The organism is Roseovarius sp., assembly GCF_965277045.1.
Lineage (GTDB): Bacteria > Pseudomonadota > Alphaproteobacteria > Rhodobacterales > Rhodobacteraceae > Roseovarius.
Genome location: NZ_OZ255712.1, coordinates 3,944,033 through 3,965,563 on the forward strand (window position 1 = coordinate 3,944,033; position 21,531 = coordinate 3,965,563).

General features: G+C 65.7%; 23 protein-coding genes. 12 read left to right on the plus strand and 11 right to left on the minus strand.

Annotation, left to right across the window (positions count from 1 at the left end; genetic code table 11):
• Window positions 1-140: 140 nt before the first annotated feature.
• The 3 genes from ACQY4V_RS19665 to ACQY4V_RS19675 all read right to left on the minus strand — a co-directional run bounded on the left by ACQY4V_RS19665 (window position 141) and on the right by ACQY4V_RS19675 (window position 2,567).
• Window positions 141-830 carry a hypothetical protein gene (locus ACQY4V_RS19665; RefSeq protein WP_428514653.1) on the minus strand — a complete coding sequence of 230 codons (690 nt, stop codon included), beginning with the start codon at window positions 828-830 and terminating at the stop codon, window positions 141-143.
• A gap of 159 nt (window positions 831-989) precedes the next feature.
• Window positions 990-1,196, minus strand: coding sequence for a 30S ribosomal protein S21 (gene rpsU, locus ACQY4V_RS19670; protein WP_007818122.1), 207 nt, complete (start codon window positions 1,194-1,196; stop codon window positions 990-992).
• A gap of 120 nt (window positions 1,197-1,316) precedes the next feature.
• On the minus strand, window positions 1,317-2,567 hold the full coding sequence (locus tag ACQY4V_RS19675; RefSeq protein ID WP_428514655.1) for a CAP domain-containing protein: 1,251 nt from the start codon (window positions 2,565-2,567) through the stop codon (window positions 1,317-1,319).
• A 290-nt stretch (window positions 2,568-2,857) separates the two neighbouring features.
• Between ACQY4V_RS19675 and ACQY4V_RS19680 the strand changes: the two genes are divergently transcribed.
• The 5 genes from ACQY4V_RS19680 to ACQY4V_RS19700 all read left to right on the plus strand — a co-directional run bounded on the left by ACQY4V_RS19680 (window position 2,858) and on the right by ACQY4V_RS19700 (window position 6,883).
• Window positions 2,858-3,547: a COQ9 family protein gene (locus ACQY4V_RS19680; RefSeq protein WP_428514657.1), complete on the plus strand. Its 690-nt coding sequence runs from the start codon at window positions 2,858-2,860 to the stop codon at window positions 3,545-3,547.
• Window positions 3,548-3,757: 210 nt separating this feature from the next.
• Window positions 3,758-4,741, plus strand: coding sequence for an NAD(P)H-quinone oxidoreductase (locus ACQY4V_RS19685; protein ID WP_428514659.1), 984 nt, complete (start codon window positions 3,758-3,760; stop codon window positions 4,739-4,741).
• A gap of 4 nt (window positions 4,742-4,745) precedes the next feature.
• A complete protein-coding gene (locus ACQY4V_RS19690; RefSeq protein WP_428514661.1) occupies window positions 4,746-5,864 on the plus strand; it encodes an exo-alpha-sialidase in 1,119 nt (372 codons plus the stop codon).
• Window positions 5,861-6,412, plus strand: coding sequence for a hypothetical protein (locus tag ACQY4V_RS19695; protein WP_428514663.1), 552 nt, complete (start codon window positions 5,861-5,863; stop codon window positions 6,410-6,412). Before ACQY4V_RS19690 ends, ACQY4V_RS19695 begins: the two co-directional genes overlap by 4 nt.
• Window positions 6,413-6,523: 111 nt before the next feature.
• Window positions 6,524-6,883, plus strand: a complete 360-nt coding sequence (locus ACQY4V_RS19700; RefSeq protein ID WP_428514665.1) for a hypothetical protein — start codon at window positions 6,524-6,526, stop codon at window positions 6,881-6,883.
• Between the two features lie 23 nt (window positions 6,884-6,906).
• Here ACQY4V_RS19700 and ACQY4V_RS19705 read toward each other — a convergent pair whose 3' ends face one another.
• Entirely contained in the window at window positions 6,907-7,536 is a 630-nt protein-coding gene (locus ACQY4V_RS19705; RefSeq protein ID WP_428514667.1) for a ribonuclease T2 family protein, read from the minus strand.
• Window positions 7,537-7,667: 131 nt separating this feature from the next.
• Here ACQY4V_RS19705 and ACQY4V_RS19710 point away from each other — a divergent pair, with 131 nt between their 5' ends.
• The gene (locus ACQY4V_RS19710; RefSeq protein ID WP_428514669.1) at window positions 7,668-8,423 is read left to right on the plus strand and encodes a DUF1013 domain-containing protein; all 756 of its coding nucleotides are present in this window, start codon (window positions 7,668-7,670) and stop codon (window positions 8,421-8,423) included.
• A 97-nt stretch (window positions 8,424-8,520) separates the two neighbouring features.
• Here the strand turns inward: ACQY4V_RS19710 and ACQY4V_RS19715 are convergent, their stop codons facing one another.
• Window positions 8,521-9,279: an SDR family NAD(P)-dependent oxidoreductase gene (locus tag ACQY4V_RS19715; RefSeq protein WP_428514671.1), complete on the minus strand. Its 759-nt coding sequence runs from the start codon at window positions 9,277-9,279 to the stop codon at window positions 8,521-8,523.
• 174 nt (window positions 9,280-9,453) lie between these two features.
• On the opposite strand from ACQY4V_RS19715, the gene ACQY4V_RS19720 reads away from it, so the two are divergent.
• Window positions 9,454-10,323 carry an AraC family transcriptional regulator N-terminal domain-containing protein gene (locus tag ACQY4V_RS19720; protein ID WP_428514673.1) on the plus strand — a complete coding sequence of 290 codons (870 nt, stop codon included), beginning with the start codon at window positions 9,454-9,456 and terminating at the stop codon, window positions 10,321-10,323.
• 9 nt (window positions 10,324-10,332) lie between these two features.
• Here ACQY4V_RS19720 and ACQY4V_RS19725 read toward each other — a convergent pair whose 3' ends face one another.
• The 4 genes from ACQY4V_RS19725 to acnA all read right to left on the minus strand — a co-directional run bounded on the left by ACQY4V_RS19725 (window position 10,333) and on the right by acnA (window position 15,469).
• The gene (locus tag ACQY4V_RS19725) at window positions 10,333-11,247 is read right to left on the minus strand and encodes a DMT family transporter (RefSeq protein ID WP_428514675.1); all 915 of its coding nucleotides are present in this window, start codon (window positions 11,245-11,247) and stop codon (window positions 10,333-10,335) included.
• 88 nt (window positions 11,248-11,335) lie between these two features.
• A complete protein-coding gene (gene recR, locus ACQY4V_RS19730) occupies window positions 11,336-11,929 on the minus strand; it encodes a recombination mediator RecR (RefSeq protein WP_428514677.1) in 594 nt (197 codons plus the stop codon).
• Window positions 11,930-11,945: 16 nt separating this feature from the next.
• Window positions 11,946-12,290: a YbaB/EbfC family nucleoid-associated protein gene (locus ACQY4V_RS19735; RefSeq protein ID WP_152491053.1), complete on the minus strand. Its 345-nt coding sequence runs from the start codon at window positions 12,288-12,290 to the stop codon at window positions 11,946-11,948.
• A gap of 389 nt (window positions 12,291-12,679) precedes the next feature.
• Window positions 12,680-15,469: an aconitate hydratase AcnA gene (acnA, locus tag ACQY4V_RS19740; protein ID WP_428514680.1), complete on the minus strand. Its 2,790-nt coding sequence runs from the start codon at window positions 15,467-15,469 to the stop codon at window positions 12,680-12,682.
• Between the two features lie 221 nt (window positions 15,470-15,690).
• Here acnA and ACQY4V_RS19745 point away from each other — a divergent pair, with 221 nt between their 5' ends.
• Window positions 15,691-16,404: a DUF1223 domain-containing protein gene (locus ACQY4V_RS19745; protein WP_428514682.1), complete on the plus strand. Its 714-nt coding sequence runs from the start codon at window positions 15,691-15,693 to the stop codon at window positions 16,402-16,404.
• Between the two features lie 103 nt (window positions 16,405-16,507).
• Here ACQY4V_RS19745 and ACQY4V_RS19750 read toward each other — a convergent pair whose 3' ends face one another.
• Window positions 16,508-17,209 carry an HAD family hydrolase gene (locus tag ACQY4V_RS19750; protein WP_428514684.1) on the minus strand — a complete coding sequence of 234 codons (702 nt, stop codon included), beginning with the start codon at window positions 17,207-17,209 and terminating at the stop codon, window positions 16,508-16,510.
• A 92-nt stretch (window positions 17,210-17,301) separates the two neighbouring features.
• Here ACQY4V_RS19750 and clpS point away from each other — a divergent pair, with 92 nt between their 5' ends.
• Genes clpS through hemF form a run of 4 tightly spaced genes read left to right on the plus strand, consistent with a single transcriptional unit; the run spans window position 17,302 to window position 20,427 of the window.
• A complete protein-coding gene (gene clpS, locus ACQY4V_RS19755; RefSeq protein ID WP_428514686.1) occupies window positions 17,302-17,640 on the plus strand; it encodes an ATP-dependent Clp protease adapter ClpS in 339 nt (112 codons plus the stop codon).
• A gap of 1 nt (window position 17,641) precedes the next feature.
• On the plus strand, window positions 17,642-18,643 hold the full coding sequence (locus tag ACQY4V_RS19760; RefSeq protein WP_428514688.1) for a class I SAM-dependent methyltransferase: 1,002 nt from the start codon (window positions 17,642-17,644) through the stop codon (window positions 18,641-18,643).
• A gap of 46 nt (window positions 18,644-18,689) precedes the next feature.
• Window positions 18,690-19,490: an SDR family NAD(P)-dependent oxidoreductase gene (locus ACQY4V_RS19765; protein ID WP_152491059.1), complete on the plus strand. Its 801-nt coding sequence runs from the start codon at window positions 18,690-18,692 to the stop codon at window positions 19,488-19,490.
• Window positions 19,491-19,548: 58 nt separating this feature from the next.
• Window positions 19,549-20,427 carry an oxygen-dependent coproporphyrinogen oxidase gene (gene hemF, locus ACQY4V_RS19770; RefSeq protein WP_428517307.1) on the plus strand — a complete coding sequence of 293 codons (879 nt, stop codon included), beginning with the start codon at window positions 19,549-19,551 and terminating at the stop codon, window positions 20,425-20,427.
• 154 nt (window positions 20,428-20,581) lie between these two features.
• Here hemF and ACQY4V_RS19775 read toward each other — a convergent pair whose 3' ends face one another.
• The gene (locus tag ACQY4V_RS19775; protein WP_428514691.1) at window positions 20,582-21,514 is read right to left on the minus strand and encodes a lysophospholipid acyltransferase family protein; all 933 of its coding nucleotides are present in this window, start codon (window positions 21,512-21,514) and stop codon (window positions 20,582-20,584) included.
• Window positions 21,515-21,531 lie beyond the last annotated feature (17 nt).

Sequence of the window (21,531 nt, forward strand, 5' to 3'; positions counted from 1 at the left end):
TGGTGATTCCAAAACCTTCTTGGGATGGCGGAGCAGGCTTTTTCGGGCGATCGTGCCAAAGAGCACTGTCGGTTGAGGGTTTCGGGAAAGGATCGCTCCGGGTCGGGCGGTCAGCGAACTTCCGATGCTGCCGCGATGGCTTATCCGCCAGCGCAGTGGCGTCTTACGTCGTCAATCTGGTTCTTGCCCGTCGGTTTCCAAATGTCGAGGTGCCAAGACCTGGATCCGTCGTCCTTGGCGGGTGACTTAATTTCGATGACGCGCAAGGGCCGACCGCAATGCACGAATTTGGTGATCGTGGCTTGAGGCCCCTTTGTCAGCGAGGTTTGGCGGTAAGCCGGATCTTTGCGAAGACTGGCCGCGATGGAGGTGACGGCGACCGCTTCGGCCTTTGGGTTCGGTGGTGCCGTATTGCGGGTTTTGTGAAATAACGTTCGATATGCTTTCTGCGACTCCGCGCCCAACCGTGAACCGAACCGGGACATGTAGGCGTCCTTTTCGTGGAAATTGGCGAGGTTGGGAGCGATCAGGCAGCCGAAATCCAGAAACCTGCTGTCGTATTTCGAAGCATCGGTGACCATGGTCGCCCGAAGGTCATAGGTATATCGCGTGCTGTGATAGAGCGAGGTGTATCCCCATTTCCAGGTGTTTCTGGGGTTGATCGCAAACCAGTCGCCAGAAAGAGGCGATGCGCCGGCCGTGTCGATCCAGGCGATGCATTCATCCATGTAGGTCTTCAGGCCGACGGTGTTGGCTTGTGCGTGGGCAAGGGGCGCCGGCATCACGACGGCACCTGTGACCAAAGCTACAAGAATTCTCAGGAGTGCCATTTGTATCATGCTGTTAGCCGATGTGGATCGATTCGGTGAGGCCGTTGCCACTTGGGCCCGTGGCTGTCCATCGGGCCCCGGCCCCTGAAATAAAGACAAACCCCCGAAGCGGGTGCCCGGGGGTCGTCATGACAATGCGTGTGGCCTTGGCGGCGGGTCTCAGAGGAGACCTTCGCGCTGGGCCTTCTTGCGTGCGAGCTTGCGGGCGCGGCGGATAGCCTCGGCCTTTTCGCGCGCTTTTTTCTCGGACGGCTTCTCGAAATGTTGCCGAAGCTTCATCTCGCGAAAAACGCCCTCACGCTGCAGTTTCTTTTTCAGGGCACGAAGCGCCTGATCGACATTGTTGTCGCGAACACTGACCTGCATGTGGTTGTCACCACCTTTCTAGGTTGAAGTTGCATAAAGTGCAGGAAGTGGCCGTCTAGCAAACCGCGGCGCGCTTGTCCACCCTTCAGAATGGGGCCGGGCCCGTAGCCTGCGCCCGGATCAGAAGATGAAGTCGCTCGATTGCAGGTCGTCCATCGCGACATCGTGGAGCGTCATCGTGTTGCCGTCGAGGTCGTCGATGACGGTCGCACTGCCGGACTGGTAGATATGGCCGCCGTTCATGAGGTCCCAGTAGCTGGTGATCGCGGCGGTCTCGCTGAGGTCGATCCGTTCCCTGGCCAGCGACGGATCGAAATCGAGCACGTCGTCGTGGCCGGACGTGAACACGAAGACGTCCTCGCCGCCCCCACCGAGAAGAACATCGTTGCCGGCCTCGCCGAAAAGCTTGTCCTTGCCGTTGCCGCCGTCGAGCAGGTCGTTCCCCGCCCCGCCGAGCAGCGTGTCCTTGGCCGACCCCCTGCCGCCGTAGATCATGTCGTCGCCCGACCCGCCGCGCAGGCGGTCCTTGCCGGAGCCGCCGTCGAGCGAATCGTCACCCGAACCGCCCGAGAGCGTGTCATTGCCGGATGCCCCGATCAGCGTGTCATTGCCGACGCCTCCCTTCACCATGTCGGCGTCCTTGCCCGCGTCGAGCATGTCGTTGCCCATCCCGCCATTCACATCGTCATCACCGCCATGCGCATAGACCGTGTCGGCGCCGTCGCCCGCGTCGATTTCGTCTGCGCCGCTTTCGCCGCGCAGGGTGTCGTCGCCGCCGAGGCCGATGAGCGTGTCGTTCCCGACGCCGCCTTCGAGGCGGTTGTCGGAATTGTTGCCGACAAGGTCCTCGTCGGGAGCGGGATCATCCTGGGGCGGCAAGGGGCTGGAAGGCGGTGGCGGGTCGTCGTTCACGATGTCGAGTTGCAGAGGCGCGCTGGTGCGGGCGAAGACCTGGGTGACATAGACCGCTTCGTAGCCGCGGTTGAAGCCGGTCTCGATCCCGAGGCCGATCACCTCGAAATCGGGATTGAGAATGTTGGCGCGGTGGCCCGGACTGTTCATCAGGCCGTTGTGCAGGTCCACGACGTCGTCGGAGATGCCGGGTGCGCCACGCTCGGATTGCCAGGCGATGTTCTCGCCCCATGTCCAGCTGCCGGAGAAGACGAAGCCGGCGTCACGCATCCGGTCGCCGGGATTGGAATTGCCGACACCGGTGTGGCTGAAGATCAGGGTGTCGTCCATCCAGGCGCTGTGATCCTCGCTGGCGTCGTTCAGACGCAGTTCCAGCGTGAGGGGCGCGATGCCACGCGACGTGCGCTCGGCATTTATGAGGTCGAGCATCTGGCGTTCGAAACTGTTGGCAACGGACATCGTTGAAACCTTTTGGCTGTGTTCGGTGCGCCCTGTGTCGGCTGTCGAGTATCGCTGCGCAATCGAATGCGCGCCGGGCGACTATTCAGGCAAAAACGCGCAGAAATTGGGCCGAATGTTGGCGGGTTCTTGCGCGTCGGCGCCGCGCAGGGGCCGGAGGAAGTGCGACGTCGCGTCGGTTGCGCCTGTCGCGCCCGGGATGACCCGACGGATGGCGTGGGGCAGCCCCTTGTCCGCCGGGCCGTGCGCGCGCAGTTGCCCAAGGGCGCTCACCGTCCTACATTCAGCGCATGACCGAACAAGCATCAGATACCAAGGCGCGGCTTCTTGAGAGCATCAAGCCGCATGTCCCCTTCGACGGATGGAGCGAGGCGAGCCTGCGCGCCGCGGCGGAGGATGCCGGCATTTCGCACGGCCTGGTGAAGGCGGCCTGCCCGCGCGGGGCGGTGGACCTGGCGTTGGCCTTTCATGAGGAAGGCGACGCGGCGATGCTGGCGCGGATGGAGCAGGAGGACCTGAGCCGGATGCGGTACAGCGAGCGGGTTGCGGCGGCGGTGCGCTATCGGCTGGAGGCGGTCGATGACAAGGAACTGGTGCGCCGGGGCGTGACGCTGTTTGCGCTGCCGCATCATGCGCTGGACGGGGCCAGGGCGATCTGGGGCACCTGCGACAGGATCTGGGAGGTGCTGGGCGATACCTCGGACGACGTGAACTGGTACACCAAGCGCGCGACCCTGTCGGGGGTCTATTCGTCGACCGTGCTGTATTGGCTGGGCGACGAGAGCGAAGGCCACGCCCGGACCTGGGACTTCCTGGATCGGCGGATCGAGGACGTGATGCAGATCGAGAAGGTCAAGGCGAAGGCGCGGGAGAACCGGGTCGTGAGCGGGCTGATGGCGGGACCGCTGGCGGTCCTGTCGAAGATCCGCAAGCCCGCGCCGGGGCGGACCGGCGGATTGCCAGGGCGCTGGACGCGGTAGCGGGCTTTTCCCTTGTGGGAGCGGTGGGTTTTCACCCACCTTACGTTCAGGCGGGCGGTGCGCCCGGTGGCATCTGTGGGAGCCTCCGGCGGGGATATTTTGGGCCAGAGGAAGAGGTGGGGCTTTGGAGGCCTCGAAGGCGGCGCCGATTGGCGCAGTTTGTTGCTTTTTCGCGGGGGGCTGGTACGACGGGGCGACGGGGGAAAGATGATGTCGGACAGGATGAAGGTTGTCGAGATCACCGCGCCGGGCGGGCCGGAGGTGCTGGCGCTGGCCGAGCGGGACTGGCCGGAGCCCGGGTATGGCGAGGTGGTGATCCGGGTGGCCTATGCCGGGGTGAACCGGCCCGATGCGTTGCAGCGGGCGGGGATGTATGATCCGCCGCCTGGGGCGAGCGGATTGCCGGGGCTGGAAGTGTCGGGCGAGATCGCGGCGCTCGGGCCGGGCGTGACCGGATGGCAGGTAGGCGACCGGGTCTGTGCGCTGGTGCCGGGCGGGGGGTATGCCGAAGCTGTGGTGACGGATGCCGCGCATTGCCTGCCGGTGCCCGGGGGCATGGCGATGGACCGGGCGGCGTGCCTGCCGGAGACGTTCTTTACCGTGTGGACCAACGTGTTCGGCCGGGGACGGCTGGCCGCTGGTGAGCGGTTCCTGGTGCATGGTGGATCGAGTGGGATCGGGACGGTGGCGATACAGCTGGCGGCGGCGCGGGGCGCGCGGGTGTTCGCGACGGCGGGGTCGGAGGAAAAGTGCCGGGTCTGCGAGGAATTGGGCGCAGCGGCGGCGTTCAACTATCGCGAGGTGGATTTCGTGGAGGAGATGCGGGCGCGCCGGGGCGCCGATCTGATCCTGGACATGGTGGGTGGCGCGTACCTGCCGCGCAACATCGCCGCGCTGGCGGAAGAGGGGCGGCTGGTGCAGATCGCGTTTCTGCAGGGGCCGACGGTGGAGATGGATTTCACCGAAGTCATGACGCGGCGGCTAACCGTCACCGGCTCTACTTTGCGGCCTAAGAGCAGGCTGGCCAAGGCGCGGATCGCGGAGGCGTTGCGGCGCGAGGTCTGGCCCTTGCTGGAGGCGGGGTGGGTGGCGCCGGTGATGGATTCGGAGTTTCCGCTGGCGCAGGCCGCGGCGGCACATGCGCGGATGGAGACGAGCGATCACATCGGCAAGATCGTGTTGAAGGTGGGCTGAGGCGATGGGCGCGGCGCAGGTGGTGATCCTTTGCCTGATGGCGCTGAGCGTGGGCCTGAGCGCCTGGGCGGTGGCGCGGGATGTGCCGCCGGTCTGGCGGTTCGCGGTGCCGGAGGCGGTGCCGGAGACGGGGGCGCCGAGCTTCGAGACGGTGTTTCAGTACGACGTGGCGGCAGGGCAGGCGCATTCGGCGTCGGTGGTGGTGACCGACGGGGGCTTTGACGTGCTGTGGTTCGAAGGCTCGGCGGAGGCGCAGGCGGATGTGGATATTCACGGAGTTTCATTGCGGCGCGGGCCGGGCGGTTGGCAAGAGGCTGGACGAGACGTGCGGATCACGCGCGGCGCGCTGGGCCGTGCAATGAACCCGGCGCAGCTCGTGGTGACGCTGGGCAACACGGTGGAGAACGAGGCCGCGCCGGGGCACGTGTTTGCGACAGTGGTGTCGGTGGGCGGCTGGGCCATGGCCTCGGTCGCGGACGTGGAGATGGTGGCGGGCGGGCCTGTGCGGGCTGCCAAGCTGAACCTGTCGCCATTCCTGAACCGCTCGCACCTGGTGAAATCGCCGATGGTGCGGTTCGCCGACGGGAGCATGGGCTTGCCGGCCTATTTCGAGATGGGCGCGGCGCATGGGGCGCTGGTACGGTTCGGGCCGGGTGGCCGGGTGCGGGATATGGCGCGGATGGCAGGCGCGGGTCAGCCGATCCAGCCGATGGTGGTGCCCTTGGGCGAGAACCGGGCGGTGGCGTGGCTGCGGGATTTCGCGCCGTCGGGGCGGCTGTTGGAGAGCTATACAGAGGATGGCGGCAGGACGTGGTCGGAGGTGGTGCCGTCCGACATGCCGAACCGGAGCGCGCCGGTGGCGGCGCTGGGCCTGGGCGGGGGCCGCATCCTGATGGCGGCGAATGACGATCCCGAGGGGGGAGACCGATTGCGGCTGCTCTTGTCGGACGATGAAGGGGACAGCTGGCGCGTCCTGCGGGAGCTTGAGCCGAACGGGGCGGGGGCGCGGTATCCGATGTTGAGGCTGTTGGAGGGTGGCGAGATCGCGCTGGTCTATTCGGTGGGGAACAAGACGGGGCTTCGGGCGCATGTGCTGAACGGTGCCTGGGTGGCGGCGCAATGAGCGGCTTGGGCGCGATGGTGGGCGTGGCGGTGGTGCTGGGCTGGGTGGTGTTTGCGCTTGGCGGGCTGGTGCTGTCGTCCTCGCTGGCCGCCGGGCTGGCGCTGGTGGCCGCGGTTCTGGTCGGCGTTTTGTGGCGCGATACCGTGGCGGTGAGCGGCGCGGTAGCGGTGCTGGCGCCGTTCGGGGTGATGCTGCCGGCGCTGGCGCTACGGCATGTGGCGGTGTCTCTTGGCTGGGACGTGCCGGGATTCTCTGGCGTGGAGATCGCGGTGTTCCTGTGTGCCTACGTGGCGTTCCTGGCTTGCGCGTTCGGGGTGATTCCGGTGGATGTGTACCGGGTTGGCTATGCGCCGTGGCCGGTGGCGGGGATGGTGCTGGCGGTGTGCCTTTATGCGCTGGTGACGGGGAACTGGTTTCTGGCCGTTGTCGCCGTTCTGGGACAGTTGGTGTGGGTCATGGGTTGGGGGAGCAGCAACTGGTTCGATATGATGCTGCATGTGCTCTTGGTGCCGGTGGCGGCGGTGGTGCTGGTGATGCGTCTTTTCTGAGCCATTTCTGCTGAGGGCGTTTGCAAGCGGACGTTGGGTGACCAAGTTTATGGCTGCTTGGAGCTCATGGCCGCCATTGCCGGAAAAACGTGCAGGATCTATCGTCCGAAAATGGACAAGCACGACGCGCCAATCATCATCGGTCAAAATTCAGTTGCCAGCCCTCATTACACAAGCAGCTCGTTCGTAGGTCGACTGCACGAGGAAAGGGTCTGGGATCATTCGCTTTTCCGCAAGCTTTCTGAAGCGATAAGCGTCATTGCGTCAGAGGAGGTCAACCAGGATCTCAGAGACATGGCATTCGATATTTATTCGTATGTCGTCGGCGTCAGCCTGTTGGCACATGTCGATCCGAATGACGGATTCAAGATCAGCAATGTCAGCAAGGAAGAGGTCTATGACCTTCGGGATGAATTTGACCTGACTTTCCGGCGTGTCTTGGGGTCTCGAAGCCGTGCGCCGACAGTGTGATTGGCGGCTTGGCTGCTGCGGCTTCACCGAATCGGATCGAAGAGTGCATCGTCCAGCGTGCAGTCGCGGATCACGTCGCGGCCGCAGGGGACCGGGGCGAGGTCTCGGGAGAGGCAGATCCGTGCTTCTTGGATGCGGCCCGCGCGGCAGGTGACGGTTATCATGTCCGGCTCAAGCTGGGGATTGGCCTTGAGGAACGCCTCTTCGACCACGGAGGCGGGGAGTTTGACGGGGTCTTTCAGTTTGCGGAAGACCTCGGGCCTCGTGATGCGCCCGTAAGCCTCGCGGGCAAGGGCGTAGTAGGCGGGGGCGGAGAGGCCTGAGCAGGTGCCGTGTTTCTTCCACTGGTACCACGCCAGGCCTGAGGTGCCCATGATATCGGCCATGTCGTTCGTCATGGCGCGGGTGGGCGGGCGTTGGGGCGATTGGCAATGGTCCGGCCAGCCGCGGTGGTATTGCGGCCAGAGGCCGTGCAGCACCCAGCCCAGGTCGCGCGACGCGTCGCATTGCGGTGAGTTGCGGTTGTCGCCCTCGATGGCGCACCAGGTGGGCGACCAGCTGAGGCTGAGGATGTAGTAGTCGAATTCGCCGGGCCGGTCGCCCTCGGCCAGGTAGGTGGTGGCGGAGAAAAGCAGGGCGAGAAACGCGCGCATGTTCGCTCTTTCTTTTTGCGTCGGAGGCTACTATATAGCCGCCAAGTTCCCCGACAACGAGAACCCGTCCCGGCCCCCGGGACCGCCGTTTCAGGCGAGGGGAAAGATATGCGTGAAGGAGTCTTTGAAAGATGTCGAAACCGTTGATGGCCAAGGCCACCGCCGTCTGGCTGGTGGACAACACCACGATCAGTTTCAAGCAGATCGCCGATTTCGTCGGGATGCACGAGCTGGAGATCCAGGGGATCGCCGATGGCGACGTGGCCGCCGGCGTGAAGGGGTTCGACCCGATCGCCAACAACCAGCTGACGCAGGACGATATCGACAAGGCCGAGAAGGACCCGCTGCACAAGCTGAAGCTGAAGTTCAACGCCGCCGCCGTGGGCGAGGAAAAGCGGCGCGGGCCGCGTTATACCCCGCTCAGCAAGCGGCAGGACCGGCCGAACGCGATCCTGTGGCTGGTGAAGTTCCACCCCGAGCTGGCCGATGCGCAGATCGCGAAGCTGGTGGGTACCACCAAGCCGACGATCCAGACGATCCGCGAGCGGACCCACTGGAACATCGCCAACATGCAGCCGATCGACCCCGTCGCGCTGGGCCTGTGCAAACAGACCGAGCTGGATGCCGCCGTCCAGAAGGCTGCCGCGAAGAAGGCCAAGGAAGGCCAGCCGATGGACGATGATGAGCGTCGCAAGCTGTTGTCGACCGAGCAGAGCCTGGAGTCGGATGCCGAGCCGCGGATGCCCACGGCCATCGAGGGGCTGGAGACGTTCAGCCTTGGCGGTGACGATACCGCCGGCGAGGAGGAGAAGGAAAAGGAATACGACGCCGAGACCTTCTTCAACCTGCCCGATGATGACGGTGACGAGGACGACGACAAGGCCTGAGGCCCTGATCGAGGGGTCGCCTGAAGAGACGATGACCATGGAACGCCTGCCGGAGAAGATCCGGCAAGCGTTTTTCGTGGCGGGGTCCGCTGCGCTGTCAGATCTTCATGCCGCCGGAAACCTCGATCCGCTGCGCGGTGACCCAGTGCGTCTCGCCCGCCAGCAGGGCGGCGACGGCGCCGCCGATATCGTCGGGCAGGCCGGCGCGGCCCAGGGCGGTGTTGTCCGCGATCATCCGGTTGACCTCGGGATTGTCGCGCACGGCGCCGCCGCCGAAATCGGTCTCGACCGCGCCGGGGGCGATGGTGTTGACCGAGATGCGCCGCTCGCCGAGTTCCTGCGCGAGATAGCGGGTCATGACCTCGACCGCGCCTTTCATCGCGGCGTAGGCCGAGTAACCGGGCAGGGCGAAGCGGGCGAGGCCCGAGGAGATCATGACGATCTTGCCGCCATCCTCGATCATCGGCAGCAGGGCTTGCGTCAGCAGGTAGGGGCCCTTGACGTGCATGGCGAACAGCGCGTCGAGTTGCTCTTGCGTGGTGTCGGCAAAGAGCGCCCAGACGCCGGTGCCGGCATTGTTGACCAGGTGGTCGATCGTGTCACGGTTGAAGGTTTCCCGCAGCGTGGTGCGTAGGCGGTCGGGCAGGGCGGCGGCCTGGGCGGCGTCGGCGACGTCGAGTTGCAGGGCCGCGGCCGTGCCGCCTGCCGCCTCGATCTCGGCCAGGGTGGCGTCGGCGGCGGACTTGTTGCCCAGGTAGGTGAAGACCACGCCGATGCCGGCCTCGGCCAGTTTCAGCGCCATGCTGCGCCCGAGGCCGCGGCTGCCGCCGGTGATGAATGCGATTCTGTCGGTCATTTTGACACTCCTTGTCCGGGTTGGTTTGGATGGAAGGGATATGCACCGGGCTTCGCACCCGTGCCTGCCGGATTGTCCGGAAGATTTGCCTGATCCTCCGGAAGCGATGGGTTGGGCGATGGCGCGGGGCGCGAAACATGCCATAAAACTCCGGATCGGAGTGCGGAGGCGCATATGACGATGGACAGGATGATCGCCGCGGCGGAGCGGGTTTGCGCGACGGCGGGCGTGGCCGATGGCACGGTCGATACCAGCGTGGCGCGGCTGGCCATCGCACGGCGTCCGGCGCTGTCGCCGCTGGAGGCGATGATCTATGAGCCGCTGGTGTGTTTCGTCCTACAGGGCGCGAAAGACACCGGGACCCAGGGCGGCGGTGTGCGCGCCTCTGCCGGGCGGATGCTGGTGGTGAGCCATGACGTGCCCATCGTGTCGCGGATCGTGGAGGCGACGTCGCGCCAGCCCTATATCGCGCTGATCCTGCCGCTGGACCTGTCGATCCTGCGGGAACTGGTGTCGGAGGTGGACGAGGACCAGGCAGGTGTCACGGGACGTGCGATGACGCTGCACGAGGCGGATGACCCGCTATGCGATGCGTTCGCGCGTTTGCTGGACCTGGTCGAGCGGCCAGGAGAGGCCGGTGTGCTGGGGCCGCTGGTGCAGCGGGAGATCCATTACCGGCTGCTGGTGTCACCGCAGGGGGCGACGTTGCGGGCATTGCTGGCGGGCGGGCCTGCCGGACGGATCTCGGACGTGATCGCGCATTTGCGGGCGCATGTGGCCGAGCCGGTGCGGACCGAGGCGCTGGCGCGTCTGGCGGGGATGAGCCGGTCGACCTTTCACGCGCGGTTCAAGGCGGTGACGGCGACGACGCCGCTGCAATACCAGAAGGAGATGCGCCTGTTGCAGGCGCGTGAGCACCTGCGGCTGGGCGGGCAGAGCGTGTCGTCGGTGGCGTTCGCCGTTGGTTACGAGAGCCCGACGCAATTCAGCCGGGAATACACGCGCAAGTTCGGCGCGCCGCCCCGCGAAGACCTGCGCGCGTGAGGCCCCGGATCAGGTCCGGGGCGGCGACGGGGCCGGTGCGGGACGCGAGATGGCCAGCAGGCCCGCGCCGACGATCAGCGCGATGCCGAGCGACGAGAGCGCGTCGGGACGTTCGGTGAAGATGAGCCAGCCCCAGAGCGCCGAGAACCCGACATAGGTGAAGTCGAACGTGCCGATCACGGCGGGCGGACCGTTCTGGTAGGCATAGGCCGCGCCGATGCTGCCGATCAGGATGGCGGTGGCGAGGACCGCGATGGTGCGCCAGTCGGCGGAGTCGAGCGCTGTCCAGGCAGCGGTGAAGGGCGCGGGCGTTCCCGTCGGGGCCGGCAGGAGGGCAAAGGCGAGGCCGCCCGCCAGTATGAAGGCGACGTTCAGCACGGCCGAGAGCATCAGCGGGTGCTCGCCCCGGCAGCGCGTTCCGGTCATCAGCATGGCGACGGCATAGAGCATGGCCGCCAGCAGGGGCAGGAGCGCGAAGGCGGAAAGGCCCGAGGCGGTGGGCTTGATGATCAGGAGCACGCCTGCAAAGCCGATCGCGACGGCGAGCCAGTGACGCGGGGCGATGGCACTGCGGGTGGCCAGGGCGCCGAAGAGCGTGATGAAGAGCGGCGAGGTGTAATAGCCCGCCGCCGCGACCGACAGGGGAACATGCGGCAGGGCGGCATAATAGGCGACCCACATGGCGACGAGGACCAGGCTGCGCAGGCCGGTCCAGCCGGGGTGGCGCAAGGCGAAGGCCGACCGCGCGAAGAGCGCCATGAGAGCTAGCAGTACGGGCAGTACGAGGGCCGAGCGCAGGATGAACATCTGCCAGAGCGAGATCGCGCCCGATGAGAGCTTGATGAGCGCGTCGCCGAGCGCGAGGGCCGCCACCGCGAGGGTGATGACGAGGATGGCGCGGGTGGTGTTGTTCGGGGATGTCATGGTGTGTGGGCGCGGGTTTTCACCTACCGACGTGGTGGGTTGTCACCCACCCTACGGGGGATGGCAGACAGGTCGCGTCAGGAGCGGGTCAGAGTGCCTTTCGCGCATTGAGGGCGGCGGTGATGGTGCCGTCGTCGAGATAATCGAGCTCGCCGCCGATGGGGACGCCCTGGGCCAGCGAGGTGAGGGTGACGCGGTCCTCGAGCTGGTCGGCGATGTAATGGGCCGTGGTCTGGCCGTCGACGGTGGCGGCCAGCGCCAGGATGACCTCGGTGATGTTTTCCGTCTCGATGCGGTCCACGAGCCGGGGGATGCGGAGCTGTTCGGGGCCGACCTGGTCGAGCGCCGAAAGCGTGCCGCCCAGCACGTGGTAGCGGCCCTTGAAAACGGCCGCGCGTTCCATCGCCCAGAGGTCGGCCACGTCCTCGACCACGCAGATCATGCCGTTGCCGCGTTTTTCAGACAGGCAGATATCGCAGGTCTCGGTGGTACCGACATTGCCGCAGACAATGCATTCGCGGGCCGTGAGGGCGACCTGGCCCATGAGGTCCGCAAGCGGCGACAGCAGAAGCTCGCGCTTGCGGATCATGTGCAGGACCGCCCGGCGGGCCGAGCGCGGGCCGAGGCCCGGCAGCTTGGCCATCATCTCGATCAGGGCGTCGATGTCGCGGGTGGAGTTCATGAGCGCGGGGGGCGCCTCAGAACGGCAGCTTCATGCCTTCGGGCAGGCCCATGCCCTCGGTCAGCTTGCCCATCTCTTCCTGCGCCTTGTCGCTGGCCTTGGCCTGGGCGTCCTTGATGGCGGCGAGGATCAGGTCCTCGACCACTTCCTTGTCGTCGGAGTTGAAGATCGAGGGGTCGATGTCGAGGCTCTTGAGCTCGCCCTTGGCGGAGCAGACGGCCTTGACGAGACCCGCGCCGGATTCGCCGGTCACGGTGATGTTGTGCATCTCTTCCTGAAGCTCGGCCATCTTGGTCTGCATTTCCTGCGCGGCCTTCATCATTTTGCTCATGTCGCCGAGCTGGCCTAGTCCTTTGAACATCTGTTTCTCCCGGGGTTTGAGGGGTGTTGGGTCATAGATACGGGCCGTGGGGTGTGTCGGCAAGGGGAGGGTGGGAAAGGCGTGGGGTTTTAGCCATTGGGGCGGTGGGGTGTCACCAACCATCGTGGTCTGGTGTGGAGTGAGCCGCGCGATTGCCAGACCGCGGGGTGGCGGACCTGAGGGGTGTTCGGGGCGCTTTATGGTTGCCACATCCGCAGAACCTTTGATCGAAGCACTTACGTCGACCGATCGCCAGCCCGGGGGGCGGTCTGGCGATCGCGCGGCGGCGCGGCGCTGCCGCGCCTTGAATCCGCGCGGGAACGAAAAAACGGATCAAAGCACAAAAAAGGGCGGGGAAAATCCCCGCCCTACGTTTGGTTCCGCGGTGCTTACTCTGCCGCCATCGGTTCCTGCGCGAGGTTGCGCAGCACGTAGTGCAGCACGCCGCCGTGTTCGACGTACTCGATCTCGATCGCCGTATCGATGCGGCACTTGAGGGTGATTTCCTTCGTCGTGCCGTCTTTATAGGTGATCGTGCAGGGCACTTCGGCCTGGGGCTTGATGTCGTCGAGGCCGTGGATCGAAACCTCTTCCTCGCCGGTCAGTTCCAGCGTCTTGCGGGTGTCGCCGCCGGTGAACTCGAACGGGATGACGCCCATGCCGACGAGATTCGAGCGGTGGATGCGTTCGAAGTTCTCGGCGATCACGGCCTTCACGCCCAGAAGCGCGGTGCCCTTGGCGGCCCAGTCGCGCGAGGAGCCCGCACCGTATTGCTCGCCGCCGAAGATCACCAGCGGGGTGCCCTGGTCCTGGTAGGCCATGGCGGCGTCGTAGATCGAGGTCTGTTCGCCGTCGGGGCCCTTGGTGTAGCCGCCTTCGACACCGTCCAGCATCTCGTTCTTGATACGGATGTTGGCGAAGGTGCCGCGCATCATGACCTCGTGGTTGCCGCGGCGCGAGCCGTAGGAGTTGAACTCGCGCACCGGCACCTGGCGTTCGCGCAGGTATTCGCCGGCCGGGGTGGTTTCCTTGAACGAGCCCGCGGGCGAGATGTGGTCGGTGGTGACCATGTCGCCCAGAAGGGCCAGAACGCGGGCGCCCTCGATGTTGGAAATCGTGCCGGGGTCCTTGCTCATGCCCTGGAAGTAGGGCGGGTTCTGGACGTAGGTCGATTGCGGCGGCCAGTCGTAGGTTTCGGCGTCGGAGGTCTCGACCTCCTGCCATTTCTCGTCGCCCTTGAAGACGTCGGCGTATTTCGACTGGAACGCCTCGCGGGTGACGGTTTTTTCGACCAGCTCGGCGATTTCGCTTTGCGACGGCCAGATGTCCTTGAGATAGACGTCGTTGCCGTCCTTGTCCTGGCCCAGCGGGTCCTTGGCGATGTCGACATTCATGTCGCCCACCAGCGCGTAGGCCACCACCAGCGGCGGCGAGGCGAGGTAGTTGGCGCGCACATCCGGAGAGATGCGGCCCTCGAAGTTGCGGTTGCCCGAGAGCACTGAGACGCCGATCAGGTCGCAATCGTTGATCGCTTTGGAGATCGGTTCGTCCAGCGGGCCGGAGTTGCCGATGCAGGTGGTGCAGCCGTAGCCCACGAGGTTGAAGCCAATGGCGTCGAGATCGTCCTGAAGCTCTGCCGCCTCGAGGTAGTGCGACACCACCTGGCTGCCGGGCGCGAGCGAGGTCTTGACCCAGGGCTTGCGGGTGAGGCCCAGCTCGTGCGCCTTGCGCGCCACGAGACCCGCGCCGATCATCACGTAGGGGTTGGAGGTGTTGGTGCAGGAGGTGATCGAGGCGATCACCACGGAGCCGTCATGCAGCTGGTGCTTGTTGCCGTCCTCGTCGGTGTACCACCCGCGGCGGTGATGACCTTCGTTGCCGGGGATGTCGCGCGGTTCGGGCGCGCCGCCTTCACCTTCCCAGCGGGCCTCGGTGTCGGGGCCGGCATCCTTGCCTTCACGGATGCCCTTCACATACTGGTGGAACGCCGTCGCGGCCTTGTCGAGCGCGATGTAGTCCTGCGGGCGCTTGGGGCCGGAGATGGCGGGCACGATGGTGCCCATGTCGAGATGCAGCGTGTCGGTATAGACCGGGTTGTAGTCCGATCCGCGCCAGAAGCCGTTTTCCTTGGCGTAGGTTTCCACCAGCGCGATGCGGTCCTCGTCGCGGCCCGTCTGGCGCAGGTAGCGCAGGGTTTCGTCGTCGATCGGGAAGAAGCCGCAGGTGGCGCCGTATTCGGGGGCCATGTTGGCGATGGTGGCGCGGTCGGCCAGCGGCAACGTATCGAGCCCGTCGCCGTAGAATTCGACGAACTTCCCGACGACGCCCTTCTCGCGCAGCATTTCCACGACCTTGAGCACGAGGTCGGTGCCGGTAGTGCCTTCGACCATCTTGCCGCTGAGTTCAAAGCCGACGACCTCGGGGATGAGCATCGAGATGGGCTGGCCCAGCATGGCGGCCTCTGCCTCGATCCCGCCGACGCCCCAGCCGAGGACGGCGGCCCCGTTGACCATGGTGGTGTGGCTGTCGGTGCCCACGAGGGTGTCGGGGTAGGCGACGGTTTCGCCGTTCTGGTCCTTGTCGGTCCAGACGGTCTGGGCGAGGTATTCGAGATTCACCTGGTGGCAGATGCCGGTGCCCGGCGGGACCACGCGGAAGTTGTTGAAGGCGCCCTGGCCCCATTTCAGGAACTGGTAGCGCTCCATGTTGCGCTCGTATTCACGGTCGACGTTCATCTGGAAGGCGCGGGGGTTGCCGAATTCGTCGATCATGACCGAATGGTCGATCACCAGGTCAACGGGGTTGAGCGGGTTGATCTTTTGCGCGTCGCCGCCCAGTTCCTTGATCCCGTCGCGCATCGCGGCGAGGTCGACCACGGCGGGGACGCCGGTGAAATCCTGCATCAGCACGCGGGCGGGACGATAGGCCAGTTCCTTGGTGCCCTTGCCGCCATCCTTGGCCCAGTCCGAAAACGCCTTGATGTCGTCGGTGGTGACGGTCTTGCCGTCCTCGAAACGCAGCATGTTTTCCAGCACCACCTTGAGCGCGGCGGGCAGCTTGGAGAAATCGCCCAGGCCCGCCTCTTCGGCGGCGGCGATTGAATAGTAGGCGACGGAGGTGTCGCCGACCTTCAGCGTCTTGCGGGTCTTGGAGGAGTCGTGACCGACGGTAATGGGCATTGTTGGATATCCTTTCACGTATGAAGGCAGGACTGTCTGGCTTGCTTCTGACCGAATCCGCGGAGTCGTTCAAGAGGGGGTCGGCAGGTTTTGTATACTATTGCACACAATTGATGAATGTTACAGTTTTCACGCGACTCTCTCGAAACCTTGATTGGCAGTTTCATGCCGGGATGAATACTCAGAAGCGGTGTCACGAACAATGAAGTAGAGCGCCAGACATGAATTTCAGCAGAGTGTTCACGGGGGTCGCGGCCCTTGTGCTGTTTTTCGCGGCACCGGCGATGGCGCAGGAAACGGGCCGCCCGGTGGTGGTGGAACTGTTCACCAGCCAGGGCTGTTCGTCCTGTCCCGAGGCGGACAGGTTCTTTCACAAGGTGGCGGGCCACGAGGGCGTGATCGCGCTGTCGATGCACGTGGATTACTGGGATTACATCGGCTGGAAGGACAGCTTTGCCAGCCCGGCGAACACCAAGCGGCAGAGGGCCTATGCCAAGTTGGCGGAGCGCAACGTGATCTACACGCCGCAGATGGTGATCAACGGGGCCGACGACGTGGTGGGCAACCGGCCCATGGACGTGGTGGACGTGATCGACCGGCACCGACGCCTGCCGAAGACGGTTGCGCTGGACCTCACGCGGCAAGGCGACAGCGTGCTGGTGGAGGCCGAAAGCCTGAAGGGGCTGGACGGGCCGCTGACGGTACAGCTGGTGCGGTTCCGGCCCGAAAGCACGGTGCATATCAAGCGCGGCGAGAACGCGGGCCGGACGATCAGCTATGCCAACGTGGTGACCGAGATGCGGGTGCTGGGCGTATGGGACGGGGCCGCCCCGTTGCGTGTCAGCGCCGAGGCCGGGGGCGATGCGCCGGTGGCGGTGTTGTTGCAGAACAAGGGCGGCGCGGGGTTGATCGAGGCGGCGGCGGTTCTGGAGTAGGGTGCGCGTTGGGGTTTCGTGGGTTGGAAACCCACGCTACAGGAGTGACGCGTGGGTTTTCACCCACCCTACGCATTCGGCTGGGCCGAGCTTTCGCACGGCGTCAGCCGATCGCGTCGACCAGCGCGGGCAATTCGCCCAGATCCTTCACCTTTCGAAATCGCGTGGCGTCCTTGGGGGCGTCGTCCACCTCGTAGCCCCAGGTGAGGTCGTGGGGGACGTGCACGCCCCAGCCACCGGCGGCGATCACCGGGTTCACGTCCGAGCGCAGGGAATTGCCGGCCATCAGCGCATGGGCCGCGCCGGTGCCGTGGCGGTCGAAAATGCGGGTGTAGATTTCGGGCGTCTTGTCCGACACGATCTCGACCGCGTCGAAGAGATCGCCCAGCCCGGACTGGGCCAGCTTGCGCTCCTGGTCCAGAAGGTCGCCCTTGGTCACCAGAAGCACGCGATGGGTGTCGGCCACGGCCGCGACCGCCTCCCGCGCATGCGGCAGAAGCTCTATGGGATGTTCCAGCATCTCGCGGCCGGCGGCGATCAGTTCGGAGATGACCGAGGCCGGCACGCGGCCGTCGGTGACGTCGATGGCGGTTTCGATCATCGAAAGGGTGAAGCCCTTGATGCCGAAGCCATAGTGCCCGAGATTGCGTTTCTCGGCGGCCAGAAGGTGCTCGGCCAAGTGGTGCCCTTCGACGTAATCGCGCAGGAGATCGGCGAATCTGTCCTCGGTCAGCTTGAAGAACCGTTCGTTGTGCCAGAGCGTGTCGTCGGCATCGAAGGCGATTGTCGTGAGATTTTGCGTCATTGCGGCCCTTGCCCCCGACGCGCCCCCTTTTCAGACGCTTCATGGAAGTTATATAAACCGCTCACGAAACGCCATACGCAGCACGGGGATTGATGCAGCAACAGGTGATCATGTCGGGCAAGGACGATGACGGCGACGGCGATGCCGCCGTGGTGGTCGATACCAAGCCCAAGACCAAGCGGCCGCCGCTTTACAAGGTGTTGCTGCTGAACGACGACTACACCCCGATGGAATTCGTCGTCGCGGTTCTGGAGCGGTTTTTCGGCATGAACCACGCGCAGGCGTTCGAGATCATGCTGACCGTGCACAAGAAGGGCGTCGCGGTCGTGGGCGTGTTCAGCCACGAGATTGCGGAGACCAAGGTGGGGCAGGTGATGGATTTCGCCCGGCGCCACCAGCATCCGCTGCAATGCACCATGGAAAAGGAATAGGGTGAGCACGGCATCCCGCCTGTCGCTGGCCGTGGAGGATGGCACGATCGCGTGGCCCGAGGGCGCGCGGGTGGCCGTGTTCGCGCCGCGCACGGGGGCGGACCTGTCGGCGCTGCCGAAGGACCGCACGCAGATCATCACCCGGTTCCGGCCAGACTGGGAGGCGTTCCAGGCCGCCGGTTGGGACTGTGTGCTGGCGCCCGAGGGGCGCTACGGCGCGGCGCTGGTCTTTGCCACGCGGGCCAAGGCACAGTGCCAAGGCCTGATCGCCGAGGCCGCAAGTGTTAGCGACGGGATCGTCGTGGTGGACGGCGCCAAGACGGACGGGATCGAATCGATCCTGAAAGCCTGCCGCAAGCGGTCCGATGTGTCCGCGCCGCTGTCGAAGGCGCATGGCAAGCTTTTCAGCATCGGCGCGGGCGCTGATTTCTCGGACTGGGCGCTGGCGGACAGCACGACGGTGGAGGATGACGGTAAGACTTTCGTCACCGCGCCGGGTGTTTTCTCGGCCGACGGGGTGGATCCGGCCTCGCGCCTGCTGGCCGAGGCACTGCCCGAGAAGCTGGGCGCGCAGGTGGTCGACCTGGGCGCGGGCTGGGGGTACCTGGCGCATCACGTGCTGAGGCGCGACGCCGTGCAGGCGCTGCACCTGGTAGAGGCCGATCGCGTCGCGCTGGACTGCGCGCGCGAAAACGTGAGCGACGCGCGGGCCGAGTTTCACTGGGCCGACGCGCGCGACTGGACCGCGCCGGGGCCGGTGGATGCGGTGGTGATGAACCCGCCCTTTCACATCGGGCGGGCCAGTGACCCGGAGCTGGGACGCGCCTTCATCCGGGCGGCGGCGCGCATGCTGAGCCCGCGCGGGCAGCTTTACATGGTGGCCAACCGGCACCTGCCTTACGAGGGCGACCTTTCAGCGGCCTTCGGCGAGGTGCGCGAGATCGGGGGCGACAACCGCTTCAAGATCGTGCAGGCGGCACGACCGTCTCGCACCCGGGGCTGAGTTGCGCTAGAACGGTCCGGGCGGGCCATCAGGGAGAGATCGAGCCATGTCCTTTTCGATACAGGGAAAGACGGTCATCGTGACCGGCGCGGCCAGTGGCGTGGGCCTCGCCATCGGGCGGCATTTCGTCGACAAGGGGGCGAACGTGATGTTCGCGGACCTCAACGAAAAGCAGCTCAAGCACGAGCTGGGCGAGAACGAGGATGGCGCCAGCAAGCGATGGTTCGCGGGCGACCTGCGGGAAAAGCTGACGCTGGCGAATCTCCTCTCGGCGACGATCGACGCCTACGAGGATGTGGATGTCCTGGTCAACGCGTGGCGGCAATTGCTGCCGTCGGATCCGCTGAACCCCGACGACGACGCGGTGGAGCAGCTCCTGAACCAGAACCTGATGACGGCGCTGCGGCTGAGCCAGCTTGTGGCCAAGCGGATGATCAAGCAGGCGGAAGGGCGGGACGAGGGGCCGGTGGGCTCGATCGTGAACCTGTCGTCGATCGCGGGGCGGCGGACGCATCCCGACCTTTTGGGCTATTCCATCGCCTCGGCGGCGGTGGACCAGATGACGCGCAGCCTGGCGGTGGCGCTCGCGCCGCACCGGATCAGGGTGAACGCGGTGGCGTTCGGGTCGGTCATGAGCGCGTCGCTGCAGGACACTCTGCGCGACAACAAGACCTACCGCGAGGATATCGAGGCGCATACGCCCCTGGGACGGATCGCGGCGCCGAACGAGATGGCCGAGGCCGTGCAGTACCTTGCCTGCGACGGATCGAGCTTCATGACCGGGCAGATCATGACGGTGGATGGCGGCCGGTCGCTGCTTGACCCGGTGTCGGCGCCCGCGCACTAATGAGGCCCGCTCGCCCGCCCTTCCGGGCGGCCCGGCCGAAGGAAGTACCATGACGCACATGACAGAACAGAAATCCCGCGCCGCGACGTGGTTTCACCAGCTGCGCGACGAGATCGTCGCGGCCTTCGAGGGGCTGGAGGACAGCCACGAGAGCGGTCCGATGTCGGACGCGGCGCCGGGGCGGTTCGAGGTGAAGCCCACCAAGCGCACCAGCGACGACGGATCGGACGCGGGCGGCGGACTGATGAGCGTGATGCGCGGCGGGCGCGTGTTCGAGAAGGTGGGCGTGAACGTGTCGGAAGTGTTCGGCCAGCTGGGAGAGCAGGCGCAGAAGGCGATGGCGGCGCGGGGCGTGCCGGGGATGGCGGACGATCCCAGCTTCTGGGCCAGCGGCATCAGCCTTGTGGCGCATATGCAGAACCCGCACGTGCCGGCGGTGCATATGAACACGCGGATGTTCTGGACCCCGCATGCGTGGTGGTTCGGCGGTGGGTCGGACCTGAACCCTTGCATCGAATACGACGAGGACACCGCGCATTTCCACGATCAGCAAAAGGCGCACCTGGATCCGCACGGGCAGGAGATCTACCCGGCGCTGAAGGCCTGGGCGGACGAGTATTTCTATATCCCGCACCGCCACCGGGCGCGGGGCGTGGGCGGCATTTTCATGGACGACCGGAATACCGGCGACTGGGAGGCGGATTTCGCCCTCACGCAGGATATCGGGCGGGCCTTTCTGAAGGCCTATCTGCCGCTGGTCGAGAAACGCCGCGCGCAGGACTGGAGCGAGGCCGACAAGGAGGCGCAGCTGGTGCATCGCGGGCTTTATGCGGAATACAACCTTGTCTACGACCGGGGCACCAAGTTCGGGCTGGCCACGGGGCATGATGCGGATGCGGTGCTGATGAGCCTGCCGCCGGTCGCGAAGTGGACCTGAGACGGTAGGAGTTTCAGGCCTCCGGCGGGGATATTTATGGCCAGAGGAAGAGTTGGAGTGGTCCGGGCTTTTCCTGCTGGAAATACTCCGGGGAGTTTGAGGGGCAGCGCCCCTCGTCAAACCGAAAAGAGCGCGGCGCAGCCGCACATTTGGATCAGGCTTTTTCTTCCAGTTCGCGCAGGTAGTCGGCGCCGCGGTCGGCCAGCGGCCCGGTGCCGTCTTTCCAGCGGCGGTGAATCCAGAACCACTGTTCCATGTTGTCGCGTACGGCCGCTTCCAGCCGGGCGTTGAATTCGCGGGTCATGGTGACCGGGTCGGAATGGGCGATGGGCGTTTCGGTGTGGATGGTGAAGTGGAGGCCATCGGCGTCGCGCAGGCCCCAGACCGGCACGAGAAGGGCGTCGAATTTCAGCGCCATCTCGGCGGTGGCGAGCGATGTCAGCGCTGGCTTGCCGAAGAAATCGAGCGGCACGCCGTCATGGGCGTTGAGGTCGTTGAGGATCGCCAGCACGCCGCCGGAGCGCAGGTGCTTGACCATCTGCATCATCCCCTTGCGGCCCTGTTCGAACATCGGCTCGGAGAGGTCGGCCATCGCCTGGACATAATGCGAATTGAACGGGCGGTTGGCCATGGGGCGATAGAACACGCCCATGTTGAAGCCCTGTTCCATCATCGCCATGCGCGCGGCGTTGAAGCTGCCGAAATGCCCGGTCACGAAGATGACCGGGCGGCCGGCGTCGCGGGCGGCGCGGACGTCCGGCAGGCCGGGGCCGACGACCGGCGACTTGCGGGCGTGGTCGGGGAACTCGGGCGAGTAGAGCTCCATCATGTTGCGCCCGGCATTGTCGGGGACGCGGCGGGCGAGGCTCTCGACCTCTGCGCGCGACAGGTCCGGGCGGACGAGGGCGAGGTTTTCGCGCACGCGTTTGCGGTAGCCCGCAAGCGGCGCCAGAACGCGGGTCGTCAGCCAGGCCGCGAAGGGGATGCGCCAGCGGTAGGGCAGCAGGCGGGCCAGGCGGATGGGCGCGACGAGGGCCGCGCCGGTCAGGCGTTCGCCGAGGGGAATTTTTTCGGGCTCGCGGCTCATGGACAGGGGATACGCCG

What these genes read in the sequence shown, in the direction of transcription:
- ACQY4V_RS19765 (WP_152491059.1), top strand. Translation starts at nt 18,690, where the DNA reads ATGTCCTTTTCGATACAGGGAAAGACGGTCATCGTGACCGGCGCGGCC.
- ACQY4V_RS19715 (WP_428514671.1), bottom strand. Translation starts at nt 9,279, where the DNA reads ATGACCGACAGAATCGCATTCATCACCGGCGGCAGCCGCGGCCTCGGG.
- ACQY4V_RS19735 (WP_152491053.1), bottom strand. Translation starts at nt 12,290, where the DNA reads ATGTTCAAAGGACTAGGCCAGCTCGGCGACATGAGCAAAATGATGAAG.
- ACQY4V_RS19675 (WP_428514655.1), bottom strand. Translation starts at nt 2,567, where the DNA reads ATGTCCGTTGCCAACAGTTTCGAACGCCAGATGCTCGACCTCATAAAT.
- ACQY4V_RS19745 (WP_428514682.1), top strand. Translation starts at nt 15,691, where the DNA reads ATGAATTTCAGCAGAGTGTTCACGGGGGTCGCGGCCCTTGTGCTGTTT.
- ACQY4V_RS19700 (WP_428514665.1), top strand. Translation starts at nt 6,524, where the DNA reads ATGGACAAGCACGACGCGCCAATCATCATCGGTCAAAATTCAGTTGCC.
- ACQY4V_RS19665 (WP_428514653.1), bottom strand. Translation starts at nt 830, where the DNA reads ATGGCACTCCTGAGAATTCTTGTAGCTTTGGTCACAGGTGCCGTCGTG.
- rpsU (WP_007818122.1), bottom strand. Translation starts at nt 1,196, where the DNA reads ATGCAGGTCAGTGTTCGCGACAACAATGTCGATCAGGCGCTTCGTGCC.
- ACQY4V_RS19710 (WP_428514669.1), top strand. Translation starts at nt 7,668, where the DNA reads ATGTCGAAACCGTTGATGGCCAAGGCCACCGCCGTCTGGCTGGTGGAC.
- ACQY4V_RS19750 (WP_428514684.1), bottom strand. Translation starts at nt 17,209, where the DNA reads ATGACGCAAAATCTCACGACAATCGCCTTCGATGCCGACGACACGCTC.
- recR (WP_428514677.1), bottom strand. Translation starts at nt 11,929, where the DNA reads ATGAACTCCACCCGCGACATCGACGCCCTGATCGAGATGATGGCCAAG.
- ACQY4V_RS19775 (WP_428514691.1), bottom strand. Translation starts at nt 21,514, where the DNA reads ATGAGCCGCGAGCCCGAAAAAATTCCCCTCGGCGAACGCCTGACCGGC.
- ACQY4V_RS19685 (WP_428514659.1), top strand. Translation starts at nt 3,758, where the DNA reads ATGTCGGACAGGATGAAGGTTGTCGAGATCACCGCGCCGGGCGGGCCG.
- acnA (WP_428514680.1), bottom strand. Translation starts at nt 15,469, where the DNA reads ATGCCCATTACCGTCGGTCACGACTCCTCCAAGACCCGCAAGACGCTG.
- ACQY4V_RS19720 (WP_428514673.1), top strand. Translation starts at nt 9,454, where the DNA reads ATGACGATGGACAGGATGATCGCCGCGGCGGAGCGGGTTTGCGCGACG.
- ACQY4V_RS19680 (WP_428514657.1), top strand. Translation starts at nt 2,858, where the DNA reads ATGACCGAACAAGCATCAGATACCAAGGCGCGGCTTCTTGAGAGCATC.
- clpS (WP_428514686.1), top strand. Translation starts at nt 17,302, where the DNA reads ATGCAGCAACAGGTGATCATGTCGGGCAAGGACGATGACGGCGACGGC.
- ACQY4V_RS19695 (WP_428514663.1), top strand. Translation starts at nt 5,861, where the DNA reads ATGAGCGGCTTGGGCGCGATGGTGGGCGTGGCGGTGGTGCTGGGCTGG.
- hemF (WP_428517307.1), top strand. Translation starts at nt 19,549, where the DNA reads ATGACAGAACAGAAATCCCGCGCCGCGACGTGGTTTCACCAGCTGCGC.
- ACQY4V_RS19725 (WP_428514675.1), bottom strand. Translation starts at nt 11,247, where the DNA reads ATGACATCCCCGAACAACACCACCCGCGCCATCCTCGTCATCACCCTC.
- ACQY4V_RS19690 (WP_428514661.1), top strand. Translation starts at nt 4,746, where the DNA reads ATGGGCGCGGCGCAGGTGGTGATCCTTTGCCTGATGGCGCTGAGCGTG.
- ACQY4V_RS19705 (WP_428514667.1), bottom strand. Translation starts at nt 7,536, where the DNA reads ATGCGCGCGTTTCTCGCCCTGCTTTTCTCCGCCACCACCTACCTGGCC.